Below are 16,420 nucleotides of genomic sequence, written 5' to 3'. Positions count from 1 at the left end.
CTCGAGGAGTAAGCTTGAGACGTACACAGTATATAGAGAGAATCGAGGAAGAGACTATGTTAGCCATTGTGATTGGACTCGTCATCGGGATTTTGTTACCGATGCAGACGAGCGTGAACTCGCGTCTGCGAACCATCGTCGGGTCACCGTTCGTCGCGTCGTTTCTGTCATTCGCGATTGGGACGACTTTTTTAACGCTCACGTTACTGCTTACCGGACAGTCATTCGGGATCGAATCATCCATTTTCCAAGGAGAACCGCTTTGGATGTGGTCGGGTGGTTTGTTGGGGGTCATCTTTTTAACGGGGAACATCTTGTTGTTCCCGAGGCTCGGTAGTGTCCAGACCGTCATTATGCCGATCTTCGGACAGATTTTGATGGGGCTGTTGATTGACCACTTCGGCTGGTTCAACTCAGCCGTCAACGTCCTCACGCCGTGGCGCGTATTCGGGGCTTTGCTCGTGTTGCTCGGCGTCGTCGGGACGGTCGCGCTCACGGACTGGATTAATCGTCGTCGCGGCAAACTGGTCGCCTCGTCGCAGACGGGAACCGGCAATTTGAACGCCTGGCGCCTCGTCGGAATCGGGACCGGTATGATGAGTGCGACACAGACGGCCATCAACGGTTATTTGGGAACGGTGCTCGAATCGGCTTTGAAAGGGGCGCTCGTCTCGTTCGTCGTCGGGACGGTCACGTTACTGCTCATCTTGCTCGTCTTGCGGCCGAGCGTCGAATGGCGCGGGCTACGCGGTCAGCCGTGGTGGATTTGGATTGGTGGCATCATCGGGGCACTCTTCATCGGTGGGAACGTCTTAATCGTACCGATGGTCGGGACCGGCATCGCTGTCGTCATCGTTATTGTCGGCTTGCTGTGCGGGAGTCTGCTCATCGATCGCTTCGGTTGGTTTGGTGCCGCGAAAAACCCGGTCACTGGGATTCAACTCGTTAGTTTACTCGTCATGGTCATCGGGATCATGCTGATTCGTTTGTCGTAAGGGAGGAAAGACATCATGCGCGGAGTACTGTTCGCCATCAGCGGCGGCTTCTTTTTAACGCTACAGAGTGTCGCCAATGCTCGCATCAGTTCAAGTATCGGAACGTGGCAAGCTGCGACGTTGACGCAATTGACAGGCTTCCTTGTCGCGCTCGTCATCATGCTTCTGGTCCGCGACCGGACGTATGTCCATATGCGCCGCGTCGAGCCGCTCTATTTGTCAGGCGGCGCGTTCGCTGCGTTCATCTTGTTCAGCAATATGACGGCCGTACATGAGCTCGGCGTCACGCTCACCATCTCATTATTTTTAATCGCCCAACTCGCATTAGCGCTCGTCATCGACTGGCGTGGCTGGTTCGGGATGTTGCGCCGTGACTTGAACCGGACGCAACTGCTCGGGGTCGTCATGATGATTGTCGGGATTCTCGTATTGAAAGGATAATTGGCAATGGAACAGATTGAACGTTACATGAAGCAATATGGGCTTGATCAAGTACTTCCATCAACGGTCCGTCCTCATATTACGCTCGTCCGTTACGCGACGGGGGAGGCGATTTGCACCCAAGGCGACGAAGCGGGGCAGCTTCACTTTCTCGTGAAGGGAAAGATTCGGGTGGCCCATACGTCGGCGGCGGGGAAACGGCTCGTCTTGTCGTTCAAACATCCGTTCGACTTGATTGGCGACATCGAATACGTCCGACGCACGCCGTTCTTGAACACGGTCGAGGCAGTCACGCCGGTCGAGATGCTCGTCGTCCGCTTCGACGATCTCGCGCTTCACGCCAAAGACGATGTCACGTGGTTGCATTATTTGCTCGAAGGTATCACGAAGAAGTTTGAGATGAAGTCGCAATCGCTGAGTTTCAACTTGTTCTATCCGGTCGACGTGCGACTCGCGAGCTATCTGTTGTCGATGACACCGGAAGAGACGACGCTCGGGTCGACGGTAGATGAGTTGACCGATATCGCCGATTTGATTGGGACGAGCTATCGCCACGTCAACCGGACACTCAAGCGGTTCGTCGAGCAAGGATTGATCGAACGAGATCGTCGGTCGATTGCAATCATTGATCGCGCCGGGTTGATTGCCGTCACTGGGGAAAGTATTTATGAATGAGGAGGACATGTCATGGCACTTGGAATGATGCTCGCGGTCATGGGCGGCATGCTCGTCTGTGTGCAGAATACGTTCAACGCCAAAGTGAAAGAACAAGTCGGGGCGTGGGCGACGACGACGCTCGTGCTCGCCCTCGGTTTCCTGGCATCGCTAGTCGTCGGACTGATCAGTGAAGGAATGGGTCTGTTTGCCGTCACGGGGATGGAGACGTGGTATTGGTTCAGCGGCATCATTGGGGTCGGCGTCGTCATGAGTGTGACGCAAGGCGTCCAACAGCTCGGGCCGAGCCACGCCATCTCCATCGTCATGGTGTCACAAATCCTATTCGCACTCCTATGGGACACGCTCGGCTGGTTCGGGCTCGAAGCGATCCCGTTCACATGGAAGACAGCGCTTGGCATCGTGTTGATCGTCGGCGGGGTACTGTTGTTCCAGTTAAGTGGAAAGAAAGAGACGGCCCATCAAAAAGCAAAGCAAGCCGTCTAAAAGGATTTTCGACAAGTTGAACAAGTCTGCCCGTGTTCTTGCCGTTTGACGACGGTTTGGCAATGCGGGCATTTTGTCGTGAGCGAGGCCCGGGTCTGAACGGGGGGACGGTCTCCGAACGATGACGGATAGATGGTATAGGAGCGGGTCACAATAAAGCCGACGATGCCGAGCAGGATGGCTAAAATCAGAATATCCATCGAAATACCTCCTAATTATTGGTATGCTACTTGTATATACGGTAAACGATCCGAATTGGTTTCAAGGAGGAACAGATTATGGTGACACGAGAAGAACGAATCGAGCAGTTATATGTGCTTCCCAAAAAAGGTGCATTTAAATTATTATGGGCCGCCGCGGCAGGGCTAGGATTTGGGTGGTGGATTTATACTAATGCATCATTGCCAATGCTTGCGATATTCGTCTTTTTGATGATGACGGCTGTCCCGCTCAGTCACGTAGCGTGGCAGAAGACGCGCATATCCGTGACGTTCAATGAAAATCGCTCCTACAAACGGTTAATCCGGACGAAAGGTATCATCGCGATTGCGATGTTATGGGTCATGCTCGGTTTGATGGGCGGGTATGTATCAGGATACTTCGCATTGCCGATGTTCAGCGGACTGTCGGCAACGTTGATTGCAGGTATGTTAGTGGTGGAGACATGGCTCGATTACCGGTTGCTTCGGATCGATCACGAGCATGTCGCGGATAGCTTGATTGGCTTTACGAAACGGGAGCGCTTGAAGCGGAGTTGGGATAAGAAATAAGACGATTGAAGAAAGCAGGGGAAAAATGATCATTTGGAATGCTACACCGGACGACCCGAACCGGTTGCCCGCATTAACGGACGACGTGTTGACTGAAGTGGAGACGCGACTCGGGGTGAAACTGCCGACTGATTATCTCGAGGCGATTCGTATCCAGAACGGGGGATATGTCGAAAATCGCGACTTACCGATTACATGGAATGGACAAGCCGACATCGCCCTCGTTGATTCAATTGCTGGGGTCGGGCGTCACAAAGGGCTGATCGAATCGAAAGCTTTATTAACGGAATGGGGTGTCGAGGATGAACGATTGATTGCGTTCGCCGGTGACGGGCACTTTTTCCTCGCATTCGACTACCATGAAGGCGCGACGCCTAAGATTGCCTATATCGATACGGATACGGAAGAGATTGATGTCTTGTTCGATTCGTTCAGTCAATTTAGCGAAGCGCTCACGACGGTCGACATGGCAATGTTTGCAGAAATGACCCCAGAACCGATCACTGAAATGAAACAAGGGAAAACACTCTTGGACGATGCGCGACGCCTGCTTTATAGTGAAGAACCGAAAGAAAAACTGGACGGTGCGGTTATTTGGTTCAATGGATTGGATTCACTTGAGGCGAACGAGCTCGTTCGTGAGCTGTTGACCTGGATGGATGACGAGACGTTGCGAGAGACGGCGACAAGCGTCATTCAAGAAGTCATTATTCGACGGAAGCCTTTAGATCAACAACTGTTCGAAGCATTTTTTGAGACGCTCCACAGGCAAGACGACGTCTATAGTAAACAACGCTACGAAGAGACGATGTACATTCTCGATAACGATATTCGAGTTGAGTGAAACGATTTGCCGTTTCCTTTCGTAAAAGAAGGTAACGAGTTTTGATTAGGGGGATTGGATGGTTGACCATAACATAAGACTTGAACGCATGATGGAGAACGATCGAAAGCGACAAAAACAAATGTTGTACCCGACGATAGGAATCATCGCACTGTTCATCATCTATTTTTGGGCGACGGATGTCCTTTTACTGTTGCCGATCATCTTGGTTGGACAGCTGCCCGTGCTGTATAAAGGGTGGCATCGGATGAAGTTGCTGCTCACCTTCAACGACGATGCTCGCTACCAACAAAAAGTACGATCCGAGTTCGGCTTGGCCGTCGGGAACATCGTGTTTCTCGTGCTGTTGATCGCGAGCTCGATGCTCGGATGGATCACGCTACTTACGCTCGTCATCGTTGTTATCGTCGGTCTGATCACGTTCCTAGCGCTTGGGATTCGCATCGACCGTGAGTTAAAAACGATTGACCCGGAGCATGTGACCGCGACGGAGCTTGGCAAGGCGCAACTCGAGCGCGAAAAACGAAAGTCATCATGATGGGAGTAATCAGTATGGTTAATAAAAATGAACGACTGAAACAAATGGTCGAGAACGACCGGAAAGTGAACCGGACGGCGCTCTTGCTCACGTTCGCAATTTTAGGAATCGCCTTTTACTTCATCTTTACGCAAGACATCACCCTCGCGACGTTCGCCATCATCATCATGGCGACGCAGCTGCCAAGTCTCTATCGGGCATGGCATCGGATGAAGTTGCTGCTCACATTCAATGACGACGCGCGCTATCAAAAGTTCGTGCGACTCGAGTTCGGCATCGTGCTCGCGAACGTCATCCTGCTTGGGGTCTTCATCGCCATCGCTTGGGCGATTGAAGGGTCACTCGTCATCTTCGCAATTATGCTACTCGCTTTGTTCATCCCATTCATCTTCTTGTCAGTATGGGTGAACCGGAAAATCGAGTTGATTGACCCGGAGCACGTGACGAATCATGAGCTGCGGACGGCGCATCGCGACGCATCTAAAGATCGCTTCAAGTAAACCAAAGGGAAGTGCGGATGGATGAGACGAAGACTAGTCTTCTTTTTAATTGTCGGGCTACTATTTTTAAATGCATGTAATGAAAACGGTCGTGAACTTGTCGTCGGGACGTATGCAGATGAAAGCACAATCGTTTTTTCTGGCGATACGCTCACGGACGAGGCGGAAATTGGGCGATTTCTCGAGTTGATTGAGACGAGTCCTTTGTCTGAAGCGAAAGTTACAGGTTTGCCCGACTACGTTATCACAGTGAACAATCGGTCTGAGTCGACGATGGAGGCAATGGTGAACGTTTGGGTTCTAGATGATGACAAGATGCTCTTCACTCGTGGAATGGAAGGGACCGACGTATTTGAATTCGATTCGATATACACTGAAGATGTGAATGAAATCTTGAATCTAAATAATATTTAAAAGGAGAGGACGAATACGATGGATCTACGAGTGTTGGACATGCTCTGGTCACTTGGTACCTTTGCTGTCATGTTAGGCGGAATCATTGTTGTATTGAAGCTGATTATCGGAAAATCGAGTTCAGGCAACTAAAAGAAGCATCTGACGTCGTGTCAGATGCTTCTTTTTATGAAAACATACCTACCAATATCCCGCAGATGACCATGCCAATCGTATAGAACTTGAAGCGGTGTCGTTCCCAAAATGAATCGGTCATCGTGTCACCGCCACATCATTCATCGTTCCTTCGACCATCGCGACGAACGCTTCGTCCGGGTCGTTCGTCCCTGAGGCGCGCAACCAGTCTTGGAAGTCACCTTCGTATAACACACGTCCCGCGTGGAGGAAAATGACATGTGCGTCAAATTGCGAAAGGTCGTGTAGCTGATGCGTCGAGATGAGGCACGTCCGTCCGTCTTGGACGAGACGGTGCAACCGCCGCATGATGTGGATTCGCGATGCCGGGTCGACCCCGCTCGTCGGTTCGTCGAACAGATAGAGGGAGCGCTTGACCGAGGCGAGCAACGTCACGAACAACCACTTCCGCTCCCCGACAGACATTTTCCCGAGTTTCATCTTCCATAAGTGTTCGAACAGCTCTTGCTCTCGTGCGGTCGAGAGTCCGTTCACATACGACTCGAGTTTTTTGAAATCGGGTCGTTTGGACAACCGTCCGATAAAGAAAGCGAGGTCTTTGCCGGTCAGTTCATTGTAGTATAAAATGTTTTGCGTCAAATAGAGCATGTCGGTCGAGGGGACGAGCGACAGCGACGTATGATCGACCGGGAGTGTGCCGGTCATGCAGTCGAATAGCGTCGTCTTCCCGGCACCGTTCAAGCCAATTAAGACGTTGATTTTATTAGAGTGAAGCGTGAACGAGACGTCGTCGAGCACGGGACGTTTCGCTTTCGGATAACGATACGACAACTGTTGAATGTGCATAAGTTCCTCCTAGCGTGTGACGAGTGAGACGAGATTGAATCGTTTCATGGCGATGAGTCCGATGACGACATAGCCGGTGAGCGAGAGCAAGGTGGCGACGAGATTGAATGAGACGTCGATTTGTGTGACGCCGTGGAGCAGAGCGAGAGACAGTTGATGGAGCGCGTAGAACGGATTGACGTACCCGAACCATTGATCCGACTGTTTGACGGCGAGTAGGAACAGCGGATACATGAGGATGTTCGCGAACTTCATCAGGCTCGAGACTTTCACCGGCAGGAGCGTGATGCTGATACATCCGACTGCTAACGGCAAGCTGCCGAGCAGAAGAAGTAACGGGGTCACGAGCAGGCCGAATGAAAACTGGCCGTGGACGAGCGTGACGATGACCGTGAAGATGATGAGGCTGATGGCCGCGAACAGAAGCTGTGCCAAAATGATGGCCGTGACGTATGTATATTTGTTCCCAGAAATCATGACGTACGTCTTCATAAGACCGTGCTCGCGCATGCGAGCGAGTTCGAGTGCGACGCCATTCAAATACGTCGCCAAGATGATGTACACCCAAAAGTACGACAAGTACGTGGAAAACTCAGCGGGTGTCATCGTGTCGATGTTCGGCGGGCTGTACAATAGTGCAATCGCGAGCGGGATCCCCATTGTGAAGATGAACGGGACGCGATCACTGACGACGACTTTCGCATACATAAAGAAAAAACTCGTAATTTGATGCATTGGCTTCCTCCCGATATGTTGTCAGTATTCTATACCTTTATGCAGTATACGGCAAGGAATTGTAAAAAGTTTCAAGTTTGAGAGGAATGCAAAAAAGAGCTCCCCATTCAGTCGTATGAATGAGGGCTCTTCCGTTATTTAGCTCGTGACGACCCCGTCACGTTTCGCGATCTTATCACTCACTTGCTGGCCGCTCAGTGTCACCATCGGCATGCCGCCGCCTGGATTGACCGTGCCGCCGACAAAGTAGAGATTGTCGTACAGCTCGCTCTGTTTCTTGTGCTTGAAGCCGCCGTTCCGTTTTTTATCGGCGACGGTCCCATAAATCGCGCCCCGGTCCGAGCCGTACATGCGCTCGATATCATGCGGCGTCCAGACGTCGCGCGTCACCGTATGTTCTCGCAAACCGTCCAAGCCCATCCGCTCGAGCTTATCGAGTACACGCTCTTCGAACGCTGCGTAGTCCTCTGGCGTGAACGGGTTGTCTTGGATGTACGGGATGTGCGGCAAGATTTTAATGTTCTCATGCCCGGGCGGTGCCTGTGTCGGATCGGTCTTATTGACGTTCACCAAGTAAATCGTCGGATCGTCCGGCAACTGATGCTGCTCGAAGATTTTATCCATCTGTTCATGCAAGTTCTCCGAGAAGAAGAAGTTGTGATGGCCGAGCGCCGGATACTCTTTGTTCACCCCGAGATGGAGCACGAAACCGGAGCTGGCCGGTTCGTACTTTTCAACGAGCTTGTCGACGTACTGCTCGTCCGCCTCGACCATCTTTTGATAGAACGGGATGACTTCCATATTGGAGACGAAATAGTCGGCCGAACGTAGCCGTCCGTCCTCGAGTTCGATTGCCGTCAGTTGTCCGTTCAACGTATGGGCCCGGACGACGCCTTGCCCGGTATGGAGCTTCACACCGATCTCTTCAGCGAGTTTCGTCAATCCTTCCGCCAGTTTATGTGTCCCGCCTTCGACGTACCAACAGCCTTGTGCGTGCTGCATGTAAATCATCATGTTGAGGACGGCCGGTGCACTGTACGGGGATGAGCCGACGTATTTCACGTAATACGACAGCATCGTCCGTAAATGCGGGTTGCTGATTCGTTTGGCGATCCCGTCGTACATCGTCGACGTCAAATCGAAGCCGAACAACGTCGAGAAGAGACCGGTCTGTGCGACCGCTTCGCGCGGCGACTCGAACCCTTCCTTCAAATACGCCTTCTCTGTCGTGTGGTAGATGCGCTCGGCATATTTCAACAGCTCGCGATACTCACGCATGTCTTTCCGCGACAGCGACGGGTTGGCGCGCTCCATCACGTCCAAGTCGTGATACAAGTCGAGTACCGTGCCGTCCGGGAAGAACGAGCGCCACTCGAGGTCGAGCCGTTTTGTCGGTACATAGTCTTCCATCCGCTTGCCGCTGCCTGCGAACAGTTTCTCGAAGATCTGCGGCATCGTTAAAATCGATGGACCGAGGTCAAAGCCGAACCCGTCCTGTTCAAGCCGGTTCACTTTCCCACCGATGTGGTCGTTCTTTTCGTACAAAGAGACGTCGTATCCTTTTTGTGCGAGCGAGATGGCTGCTGATATCCCTCCGAGACCTCCACCGATCACAATTACTGATTTGTTCACGTTTTGCATATGTGTTTCGCCCTTCTTCCACCATGTATTTTTCAATCTTAAGTATGAGAGCGTGATGAACTACTCTAACAATTTGCCATCACGTCTCTTATTCCCTGCTTCGCGATGTATGAACATGCATATCGGGCTCGAATGTACAAAATTATCAAATTGGATGATGGGAAAAACTTATGGCTTCAGACCTCCGGCCGTCAACGGTCCTTCAAACGTGATCGTATAAATGATACGGGCGATGTCCTCAGCGGTCTCAGGACGGTCGTTGTACAGCCATTCGTAGATGACCCCCATATGGGCCGCGGAAATATAGGACACGAGATAATCGGCCGGCACGAGTGCTTTCGTCGCGTCGAACAACACTGTTGGGGAACGTTGGAACAGCGCCGCATGCATATACGACCGGAGCCGGACCTGAAACTGAGGGTCGCCGTTCGGCCCGAGGAGCGGTTTCATCAAGATTTTATTGTCTTCGATGAAGCGGATGAACGGGACGAGCAACTCATGAGCGGCGGGTCCGCGTTGGTCACCGAAGACGCGTGGAATCTGTTTGACCAGTTTCTGTTCGGCCTCATGAAAAATGACTTCAATCAATTTCTCCATCAAGTCGAACTTATCCACATAGTGACTGTAAAACGTCCCGCGATTGATGCCGGCCCGTTCGGTGATGGCTTTCACGGTGACCGCCTCAAACCCGTGCGTGTCAATCAAATCCAAAAAGGCCGTCTTGATCAATTGTTTCGTTCGTGTGATGCGTAAATCTTCATGTCCCATCTGTTTTTTCTCCTTTATCCAACACTTGAGTGCGGACTGTCTGATAACCGACACGATGCACGATATTGCCGATTGTTGGGTTGTCGGACGAGGTCTATACTGAACATACAAACCAACACGGTGTCTGTTAGTCAAGTGTACATGAATCGGACATCGAAAAGGAGAATCGTTATGGACATTCAACTGAATGGCGTCAGCAAATCGTTCGGTGACCAATTGGCCATCGACCACGTCGGCTTTACCATCAACTCAGGGGACATCTGTTGCCTGCTCGGTCCGTCCGGTTCGGGGAAGACGACGCTCATCCGGCTGATGATCGGCGCTCTGGCCGCAGACAAAGGTTCGGTTCGAATCGGGGAGACGGTCATGCCGAACATGCACATGCTCCACAACATCGGCTTCATGCCCCAGAACGATGGATTGTATGACGACTTGTCGGCCGAGGCGAACTTAGAGTTTTTCGGCTCCATTTATAAGCTTGGCAAGACGACATTGCAACAACGCATCACGGAAGTGCTTACGCTCGTCGATTTGACGGCCGACCGTAAAAAACTCGTCCGAAACTTCTCGGGCGGGATGAAAAAACGGTTGTCGCTCGCCATCGCCATCCTGCATCAGCCGGACGTCTTGTTTTTAGACGAGCCGACGGTCGGAATCGATCCCATTTTACGTCGCCAAATCTGGGATCAGTTTCAAGCGATTCGGGCGAGCGGGACGACCATCATCGTCTCGACTCACGTCATGGATGAGGTGCTCGAGTGTGATTGGGCCGCGCTCATCTATAAGGGACGCTTGATCGCTTACGACACTGTGCCGCATCTGTTAGACCAAACGGAAAACGGTCGCGTCGAGGAACTGTTCCTCATCGCCGGTCGTAAAGGAGGGACGGATCATGCGTAACTTGGCGAAACGCGTCATCTTTCAGACGCTCAACGATAAACGGAGTGTCGCCTTGATTTTGATCGCACCGCTCCTCATTTTGACGCTCGTTTACTTTCTTCTCGGGGACTCGGATTACGTGCCGGTCGTCGTGCTCGATGAGAACGCGCAAACGCAACTCGTCGAGGCGTTCGAAGCCGAGACGCTCGACGTCAGGTTGGACACGGTCGACAATCCGGTCGGATATTTAGAGGACAATAAAGACGTCGATGCGATTTTTGAAGCGACGCAGGAAGGGACGACGATCACGCTCCGAGAGCCATCGACGAAATCTTCAAAGGCGGTACGAGAGATTCAAGCGGCGCTGTCGGCGTTGAATCCGGCGGCTGATATCGAGATGAACTATGTATATGGGGAGGAAGGACAATCGACGTTCGATTCGTTCGGCTATGTGTTCTTGTCACTGTTCTCGTTCTTCTTCGTCTTCATCCTATCGGCGATGGCGCTCGTCAAAGAGCGGAGCGGCGGCACGCTCGAACGATTGCTCATGACACCGATCAAACGCGGACAGGTCATTCTAGGGTATACGCTCGGCTACGGTGTGTTTGCGGTCGTCCAGTCCGTCTTCATCGTTCTCTATACGATTTACGTGCTCGGGCTGACGTCGCTTGGGAATATCGGTTGGGTGTTTCTCGTGATGATCCTCATGGCCGGAACGGCCGTCTTGTTCGGCGCGACGATTTCGGTGTTCGCCCGTTCAGAGCTCCAAGTTGTCCAGATGATTCCGTTCACGATCATCCCGCAAGTGTTCTTCTCAGGGTTAATCCCGCTCGAATTGATTCCGTATGGACTCGGCAACTTGAGCTACATCATGCCCATCTTTTACGGAGCGACGGCAATCAAAGAAGTGATGGTGTACGGTAGCGGTTTCGCCGGCATCTGGGGCTACGTGCTCGGCTTGATTGTTTACGCGGGTGTGCTCTATATGTTGAACATGCGAGCGCTCGGGAAGTATCGAGGACATTGATGTCATAAAGACAGGACCCAATTTTGGAGCTGTTGAAATGCAGGAATATCCCCGGCTAAGCGAATCACGATGAACCAGGCGCCCGTATAAAGAAAGGCCGAGATGGCATTGTAGAATGCATACGTCCGAAACTTGAGTGACGTGAATCCGGCGACGTAGTGGAGCGGATGGCGCAGGCCGGGAATAAAGTACGAGATGAGGACAATCCGTGACCCATGCTTCTCATAGAGTGCCTTCGCCCGATTCAAGTACCGGGAATTGCGCTTGGAAGTCGGAATCACGCGATGGAGTCCGCGGCCGACAACATAAAACCAACTGAACGCGAGCGTGAAGACGACCCACGTCGTGATGAAGAGCGCCAAGCCAGATGGTGCGACGGTCAGATGGGTAATCATCAATACGTCGTCTGATAGTGGGGTAAACATGATGCCGATGGCGAGCATCACGTATTGTGTCAATAATTCCATGTTCGTTCACTCCTTATCTTTGTCTAGTATTCCCCGACAAACGTAAGGAGTTTTTAGCGTCATCTTAAGAAATCTTAAGAAGTACCACAGAAGTCGTTGCAATCCGCTCGGTACACTTAAGATAAATAGACAAGTTGACGCGTAGGATGGAACAGAAGCAGAAAAAAGATGCTACGCTAAGTTCAATCGAGACGACTGCTTAGAACGTCCATAATAACGCGTATTCAAGTAAGGAGGAAGAACATGCGGTCACAACCGACCATTTTGATTGCTGATGACGATGAGGCAATTCGCGAGCTGCTCGCGATTTATTTGAAGAACGAAGGATATGCGCTTCGGTTTGCGAAAACAGGGCAAGAGGTGCTCGACATCGTCGCGCATGAACCGATCGATTTACTCATTTTGGATTGGATGATGCCCGTCATGGACGGCATTTCCACATGCATCGAAATCCGGAAGACACAGTTCATGCCAATCTTGATGCTAACGGCTAAAACGAGTGACTTGGATTTGATGCAAGGCATTTCTGTCGGAGCGGATGACTATATGAAAAAGCCGTTCAACCCGCTCGAAGTGACACTTCGGGTCAAGTCGTTGCTCCGACGTTATCGTGACTATGGGGCACATCAAGCGAGCCAGTCTGGAAAACTCATGTTTCAAGAATTGACGCTCGATGTGCAGACGAGGCAATGCCAAAAAGGCGAGACGCTGATTCGCCTCACCCCAAAAGAATTTGATATTCTCGCCTATTTCATGCGGCATCCGAATCAAGTGCTGACGGTCGAACAAATTTATGAGGCCGTGTGGGGAGAGGATGCGTTTGAGGTCGATAATACCGTGATGGTGCACATCACAAAAATTCGCGAGAAAATAGAAGATACGCCTCGGAAACCATCGTTTATCAAGACGGTTTGGGGCGTAGGGTATCGGTTATGAAGCAGCGACAGTGGGACCGATTACTCGTCAAGCTGATTGGGATTATCTTAATCAATGCACTCATCGCCACGATCGCGTTTTTAATCATGGGCTACTCAATCAGCATGTATTACATTCGGAATGAGACCACGCCTGAGCCATTAACGTCCAATCTTGCCTTTTTGACCGTGACGTTTATTACGATTTTTATTTTTGTGATCGGCTTCTCATTGATGATGCGCAAAACGTTACGCAAGATCACGTATTTGTCGAGCGAGATTGAGCGAATCGCTAGTGGTGACCTCGGTCGGACGGTCGAAGTGGAAGGTCGGGATGAACTGGCTTCACTGGGGCAAAGCGTGAATTGGATGTCAAAGCAGTTGCAACACCTGTTCGAAAAAGAACGGGCTCACGAAGAAGAACGCAATCAACTGTTCTCGAACCTGTCCCACGACTTACGGACACCGTTGACGAGCATTCGTGGCTACCTGCAATTGCTTGAAAGCGAACGTGCCGTGACGGATGTCGAACGGAGTCATTTCAACGTATTGAACGAGAAAACGGCCCAGCTCGAACAATTGCTCGATCAGTTGATGGATGTAAACCGCTTATACTCATCTCAAGTGACGCTCTTGAAACATCGGATGAATATCAGTCTGTTGACGACGCAGCTCGTCCACGAGATGGGCCCATTGTTTGAAGAGGCCGGATCTCGCATATCGATCAATGTGCAATCGGATCTCTACATCGAAGCTGATCAAGACCAACTGATTCGCGTCTTTCAGAACTTGATGTCGAACGCATTGAAATACGCGACACCAGGTGGACCAATCGAATTGACACTCGTTGAACGAGACGAGCATGTCTTATGGCAACTGTGTAATGAGACGACACCCCAGACGATTGCGTCCATCGACCATTTGTTTGACCGGACGTATCGGGTGGACGCATCACGAGGCGAGACGCCGGGTGATGGTCTTGGCCTGTCGATTGCCCGGCAAATCATGCTCCTGCATGAAGGCACGTTGACGGCATATGCTTCAGGGGAGAATCGGATTTGTTTCGAAGCCTGTTTTCGAATCGAACGAGATTACAATTCTTCGATTGAGTGATGTTTTTGTACGATATATTGCAACACCGCCGATTCACCGTTATGGAGCGCACCTTCGTGTCGTTCGACGGTCCCGTCAAAAAAGTGAATCGTTTTGAATGCATCCATGAGTGGGGCAAAATCGGCTGGTGTATAAAGCAGTTCTTTTTGCTTCGGACCGCCCGTCCCGTAAGCGAGTTGCGCCTCACTGTAGACTTCCGTTACAAAATAACCGCCTGGCTTTAGGGCTCGGTTGACACCAGCAACGACGGACTTTTTCACATGAGCGGGGAAATGTCCGTAAATACAGACGATCGCGTCATAGGTGTCTTCCGGCCAATCGGCCTCGGCCAAATCGACGAGACGGGTGTGAAGGGTGACTCCGCGACGTTCCGCTAACCGGTTTGCTTTGTCGAGACCGACTTGCGAGTAGTCCCACATGTCCACGTCGACTCCTTGTTCTGCAAGCCAAACTGCATTTCGTCCTTCCCCTTCAGCGATTGCGAGCACGCGCATCCCTTGTTTGAACAGGGGTGCCTGTTGCTTCACAAAGGCGTTCGGTGTTTCCCCGTACACATACTCATCCGTGTTGAATCGTTTATCCCAAGTCGACATGCTCTGTTCCTCCTTAACGGACGTTATATCGGTCACGTCTAAATGTCTTCTTTATAGTTTACAGGAAACATAAAAAAGCATCGGGGCAAATACCCCGAATGCTTGTTAACGTTTAAGTAGTAAAGCGACGCCGGTCACGAGAAGTGCGAGTCCGCTAAACAATCGTACTTGGTTGCAAGTCACTATCTTTCACCTCTGTAAGTCATTGTAGGTCATTCATTTTTTGGCGACGCGAAGTTTTGTTCGTTCCATCTCTTTGTAAATCGTAAGGATGTCGTTGCCATAGTTGCCTCTCGGCTGCATCGCCCATTTGCCTTGGAGGGCGGGCCATGTTGGGGCGGATCCTCGTTTCACGTAACGGAAGCGAGGGTCCACGAGCTTCATGTTCAGTTTGTCTTTCGAAGCGTAGGCCTTCAAATGCTGAATATGGGCCGTGACGCCTCGGAAAGGCGAGCGGAACGTATGGCCTTTTACCCCGTTACCGCTCGTGCCGATACCCGCATAATTGTGTTGCCTTGGGAGGACGTCCCCTTTGTAACTGAAATAGCCGGTCTCTTTCAATGCTTGCGCGAACGCGACATCGCCACGGACACCTTCTTTTGCTCCGATGACGACGAACAGCTTGGCGAGTTCTTCGACGGTCACACCTTCAAGCCGGACGTTTTTCGGATTTTTCTTTTTGACAAAGTCCGCCATCTGTTGAGGTGTTAATGCCGACGTTCCCATAATAGCACGATTTTCTTTTTTTGACGCAGCTGAAACAGATGGCATCGATATAATCAACGAAAATAGGATTAAAGCAATTCCGATCGAATAAACGAACACGTTTTTCATCTTTGTTCCTCCCTAATCAATAAATAAACTATGAAGATAATACCATATATTAGGCTTTTTAATTATTTCATTTTGATTAAGCGGGAGGAATCATCCAAATTTATGCAGTCTAATCAGAGAGTATTACTTTAACGAAACTAAAGTCAATTTGCTCACGTACATAGAAACGAGGTGATGGGAATGGAGAAACAAGCACGAATGCGTTCGATTCAATCGTATCAAAAAAGATGGATGCCCTTGCACGTATCGGTCGTCATCGCGGTCGGGATATCATTTGCGTTATTGGTCATGAACGAGTTTCAAACCGGTTATGGAATTGCCTTTTTAGCGGCGCTCGTCGTGTTGATCTATTTGGAGTGGCGCGAGAGCCGATTCATGCAACGATTGACGAACGAACCACCCGTCCAGAAGTTCATTCGCCGCACGTATGTCGGTCGCAATGCCGTCTCATTGTTCGGGGCGATTGGATTCTACATCTTATTTAAGAACGGGATGCAGTCAAACTTGCTTTTGTGGCTCGTCATTTTCTTTGGTGCGATTGCTGCCCAGGCAGCCACGACGATACATTACGAGCGGAAGATCCGACAGATTGACCCGGAGCATCCGAGTCGGCATGACTTGAGTTTCGCTAAATAATTAGATAAATAGTTAGTATATTGAACTGGATACTTAGGGATCAAGGCAAGTATAAGAGCGGCGAATGTCGCTTTTTTTATTTGAACCTGAAAAGAAAAAGTAACCACCTAAAGTAAAATAATGTAATGAAATGAAGGTGCAAACACCTATTTTGTGGAATGTTTTAAAG

Annotated in this window: 22 protein-coding genes; 14 read left to right on the top strand and 8 right to left on the bottom strand. The window is 50.8% G+C overall.

Annotated features, from left to right (window positions below):
- Positions 1-56 precede the first annotated feature (56 nt).
- From NMQ00_RS13630 to NMQ00_RS13615, 4 genes are read left to right on the top strand one after another with little or no spacing between them, the layout of a single operon-like run.
- Positions 57-995 carry a DMT family transporter gene (locus NMQ00_RS13630; protein ID WP_255177113.1) on the top strand — a complete coding sequence of 313 codons (939 nt, stop codon included), beginning with the start codon at positions 57-59 and terminating at the stop codon, positions 993-995.
- 15 nt (positions 996-1,010) lie between these two features.
- Entirely contained in the window at positions 1,011-1,436 is a 426-nt protein-coding gene (locus tag NMQ00_RS13625; RefSeq protein WP_021065339.1) for a DMT family transporter, read from the top strand.
- Between the two features lie 6 nt (positions 1,437-1,442).
- Positions 1,443-2,111, top strand: coding sequence for a Crp/Fnr family transcriptional regulator (locus NMQ00_RS13620; RefSeq protein WP_255177112.1), 669 nt, complete (start codon positions 1,443-1,445; stop codon positions 2,109-2,111).
- A 12-nt stretch (positions 2,112-2,123) separates the two neighbouring features.
- The gene (locus tag NMQ00_RS13615; protein ID WP_255177111.1) at positions 2,124-2,597 is read left to right on the top strand and encodes a DMT family transporter; all 474 of its coding nucleotides are present in this window, start codon (positions 2,124-2,126) and stop codon (positions 2,595-2,597) included.
- Here the strand turns inward: NMQ00_RS13615 and NMQ00_RS13610 are convergent.
- Positions 2,594-2,797: a hypothetical protein gene (locus NMQ00_RS13610; RefSeq protein WP_255177110.1), complete on the bottom strand. Its 204-nt coding sequence runs from the start codon at positions 2,795-2,797 to the stop codon at positions 2,594-2,596. The two genes, NMQ00_RS13615 and NMQ00_RS13610, sit on opposite strands and share 4 nt — an antisense overlap.
- A gap of 78 nt (positions 2,798-2,875) precedes the next feature.
- Here NMQ00_RS13610 and NMQ00_RS13605 point away from each other — a divergent pair, with 78 nt between their 5' ends.
- Genes NMQ00_RS13605 through NMQ00_RS13585 form a run of 5 tightly spaced genes read left to right on the top strand, consistent with a single transcriptional unit; the run spans position 2,876 to position 5,663 of the window.
- Positions 2,876-3,367, top strand: coding sequence for a hypothetical protein (locus NMQ00_RS13605; RefSeq protein WP_255177109.1), 492 nt, complete (start codon positions 2,876-2,878; stop codon positions 3,365-3,367).
- Positions 3,368-3,392: 25 nt separating this feature from the next.
- Positions 3,393-4,211, top strand: coding sequence for an SMI1/KNR4 family protein (locus NMQ00_RS13600; RefSeq protein ID WP_255177108.1), 819 nt, complete (start codon positions 3,393-3,395; stop codon positions 4,209-4,211).
- A gap of 58 nt (positions 4,212-4,269) precedes the next feature.
- Complete coding sequence (locus NMQ00_RS13595; RefSeq protein WP_131436860.1) at positions 4,270-4,749, top strand: hypothetical protein; 480 nt, start codon at positions 4,270-4,272, stop codon at positions 4,747-4,749.
- A 14-nt stretch (positions 4,750-4,763) separates the two neighbouring features.
- Positions 4,764-5,249, top strand: a complete 486-nt coding sequence (locus NMQ00_RS13590; protein ID WP_255177107.1) for a hypothetical protein — start codon at positions 4,764-4,766, stop codon at positions 5,247-5,249.
- 21 nt (positions 5,250-5,270) lie between these two features.
- The gene (locus NMQ00_RS13585; RefSeq protein ID WP_255177106.1) at positions 5,271-5,663 is read left to right on the top strand and encodes a hypothetical protein; all 393 of its coding nucleotides are present in this window, start codon (positions 5,271-5,273) and stop codon (positions 5,661-5,663) included.
- A 252-nt stretch (positions 5,664-5,915) separates the two neighbouring features.
- Here NMQ00_RS13585 and NMQ00_RS13580 read toward each other — a convergent pair whose 3' ends face one another.
- From NMQ00_RS13580 to NMQ00_RS13565, 4 genes are all read right to left on the bottom strand, one after another.
- Entirely contained in the window at positions 5,916-6,644 is a 729-nt protein-coding gene (locus NMQ00_RS13580; RefSeq protein WP_255177105.1) for an ATP-binding cassette domain-containing protein, read from the bottom strand.
- 9 nt (positions 6,645-6,653) lie between these two features.
- Complete coding sequence (locus tag NMQ00_RS13575; RefSeq protein ID WP_255177104.1) at positions 6,654-7,379, bottom strand: hypothetical protein; 726 nt, start codon at positions 7,377-7,379, stop codon at positions 6,654-6,656.
- 138 nt (positions 7,380-7,517) lie between these two features.
- Positions 7,518-9,020, bottom strand: a complete 1,503-nt coding sequence (locus NMQ00_RS13570) for a phytoene desaturase family protein (protein ID WP_255177103.1) — start codon at positions 9,018-9,020, stop codon at positions 7,518-7,520.
- A 168-nt stretch (positions 9,021-9,188) separates the two neighbouring features.
- A complete protein-coding gene (locus tag NMQ00_RS13565) occupies positions 9,189-9,788 on the bottom strand; it encodes a TetR/AcrR family transcriptional regulator (RefSeq protein WP_255177102.1) in 600 nt (199 codons plus the stop codon).
- A 171-nt stretch (positions 9,789-9,959) separates the two neighbouring features.
- On the opposite strand from NMQ00_RS13565, the gene NMQ00_RS13560 reads away from it, so the two are divergent.
- Together NMQ00_RS13560 and NMQ00_RS13555 are read left to right on the top strand one after the other, a co-directional pair.
- Positions 9,960-10,688, top strand: coding sequence for an ABC transporter ATP-binding protein (locus tag NMQ00_RS13560; RefSeq protein WP_255177101.1), 729 nt, complete (start codon positions 9,960-9,962; stop codon positions 10,686-10,688).
- Positions 10,681-11,694 carry an ABC transporter permease gene (locus NMQ00_RS13555; RefSeq protein ID WP_255177100.1) on the top strand — a complete coding sequence of 338 codons (1,014 nt, stop codon included), beginning with the start codon at positions 10,681-10,683 and terminating at the stop codon, positions 11,692-11,694. The genes NMQ00_RS13560 and NMQ00_RS13555 overlap by 8 nt, the downstream gene beginning before the upstream one ends.
- A gap of 2 nt (positions 11,695-11,696) precedes the next feature.
- Here NMQ00_RS13555 and NMQ00_RS13550 read toward each other — a convergent pair whose 3' ends face one another.
- On the bottom strand, positions 11,697-12,161 hold the full coding sequence (locus tag NMQ00_RS13550) for a DedA family protein (protein ID WP_255177099.1): 465 nt from the start codon (positions 12,159-12,161) through the stop codon (positions 11,697-11,699).
- A 243-nt stretch (positions 12,162-12,404) separates the two neighbouring features.
- On the opposite strand from NMQ00_RS13550, the gene NMQ00_RS13545 reads away from it, so the two are divergent.
- Together NMQ00_RS13545 and NMQ00_RS13540 are read left to right on the top strand one after the other, a co-directional pair.
- Positions 12,405-13,097, top strand: coding sequence for a response regulator transcription factor (locus NMQ00_RS13545; RefSeq protein WP_255177098.1), 693 nt, complete (start codon positions 12,405-12,407; stop codon positions 13,095-13,097).
- Entirely contained in the window at positions 13,094-14,188 is a 1,095-nt protein-coding gene (locus NMQ00_RS13540) for a HAMP domain-containing sensor histidine kinase (RefSeq protein ID WP_255177097.1), read from the top strand. The genes NMQ00_RS13545 and NMQ00_RS13540 overlap by 4 nt, the downstream gene beginning before the upstream one ends.
- On the opposite strand, the gene NMQ00_RS13535 is transcribed toward NMQ00_RS13540, so the two are convergent.
- Positions 14,167-14,781: an SAM-dependent methyltransferase gene (locus NMQ00_RS13535; protein ID WP_255177096.1), complete on the bottom strand. Its 615-nt coding sequence runs from the start codon at positions 14,779-14,781 to the stop codon at positions 14,167-14,169. The two genes, NMQ00_RS13540 and NMQ00_RS13535, sit on opposite strands and share 22 nt — an antisense overlap.
- Before the next feature lie 216 nt (positions 14,782-14,997).
- On the bottom strand, positions 14,998-15,477 hold the full coding sequence (locus NMQ00_RS13530; RefSeq protein WP_255177095.1) for a glucosaminidase domain-containing protein: 480 nt from the start codon (positions 15,475-15,477) through the stop codon (positions 14,998-15,000).
- A gap of 318 nt (positions 15,478-15,795) precedes the next feature.
- On the opposite strand from NMQ00_RS13530, the gene NMQ00_RS13525 reads away from it, so the two are divergent.
- On the top strand, positions 15,796-16,251 hold the full coding sequence (locus NMQ00_RS13525; RefSeq protein WP_255177094.1) for a hypothetical protein: 456 nt from the start codon (positions 15,796-15,798) through the stop codon (positions 16,249-16,251).
- Positions 16,252-16,420 lie beyond the last annotated feature (169 nt).

This window comes from Exiguobacterium aurantiacum (assembly GCF_024362205.1).
Lineage (GTDB): Bacteria > Bacillota > Bacilli > Exiguobacteriales > Exiguobacteriaceae > Exiguobacterium > Exiguobacterium aurantiacum_B.
This window is presented reverse-complemented; position numbering and strand designations above follow the sequence as displayed.